Annotated in this window: 2 protein-coding genes; one reads left to right on the plus strand and one right to left on the minus strand. The window is 55.8% G+C overall.

The genetic code is table 11. From position 1 onward, the window contains the following. Window positions 1-28 precede the first annotated feature (28 nt). Window positions 29-247, minus strand: coding sequence for a hypothetical protein (locus ACOCD2_RS24545; RefSeq protein ID WP_305802530.1), 219 nt, complete (start codon window positions 245-247; stop codon window positions 29-31). Here ACOCD2_RS24545 and ACOCD2_RS24550 point away from each other — a divergent pair. After that, complete coding sequence (locus ACOCD2_RS24550; RefSeq protein WP_419590592.1) at window positions 147-398, plus strand: hypothetical protein; 252 nt, start codon at window positions 147-149, stop codon at window positions 396-398. The two genes, ACOCD2_RS24545 and ACOCD2_RS24550, sit on opposite strands and share 101 nt — an antisense overlap. Window positions 399-650: the final 252 nt, after the last annotated feature.

The raw sequence follows: 650 nt of genomic DNA on the forward strand, positions 1-650 counted from the left end.
CAGCTTCTTGAGCTGACACAGCCCCATGTCAGGATGCTTGGCGGCGATGCCCGCGGCAAGCGAGACCAGGGCGACGATGGACGAGTGCAGTTCGGGTGCGGACATGTAGATCTCCTCTATAAGAATGGCGTTGAAGAGGTATAAGAATGGCGTTGAAGAGGAAGCCGACCAGCAGGATGCCGCTGCCCACCACCCCGGCGAAGGTGGCGATCAGGGGCAGCTTGAGCACCTTGCGCAGGATCAGCATCTCAGGCAGCGACAGAGCGATGACGCTCATCATGAACGCCAAGGTGGTGCCCAGGGGGGGCGCCCTTGCCAATCAGCGCCTCTACGATGGGAATGATGCCAGCGGCGTTGGTGTACATGGGGATACCCATAACGACAGCAGCGGGCACTGACCACGAGGCCGAAGACACGCTTGAAAATTATAGCATTCTTGGGTACATTCTGTCATGGGCAAAGTCCTGTTCGAATTCAAGTTAGACATCTGAATTTTATCGAACTTATTGGGCTTTGCCACTCTTAATTTATGAAATATTCGGGCGTGCGTCCTGAAAGCTGTGTGCTTTCCAAGTGGGTGAAAGGCCCGCCTCTCAAACCTGGCCGGGAGAGAGTAACCGAGTCTTGCGTGCGTGTCGGTAACGGCAGGT

It is taken from the genome of Thiolapillus sp. (assembly GCF_048562965.1).
In the GTDB taxonomy this organism is placed as follows: domain Bacteria; phylum Pseudomonadota; class Gammaproteobacteria; order Chromatiales; family Chromatiaceae; genus Thiolapillus; species Thiolapillus brandeum_A.

Excerpts from the sequence above, each read along its gene's own strand:
- ACOCD2_RS24550 (WP_419590592.1), top strand. The coding sequence starts at position 147 with ATGGCGTTGAAGAGGAAGCCGACCAGCAGGATGCCGCTGCCCACCACC.
- ACOCD2_RS24545 (WP_305802530.1), bottom strand. The coding sequence starts at position 247 with ATGCTGATCCTGCGCAAGGTGCTCAAGCTGCCCCTGATCGCCACCTTC.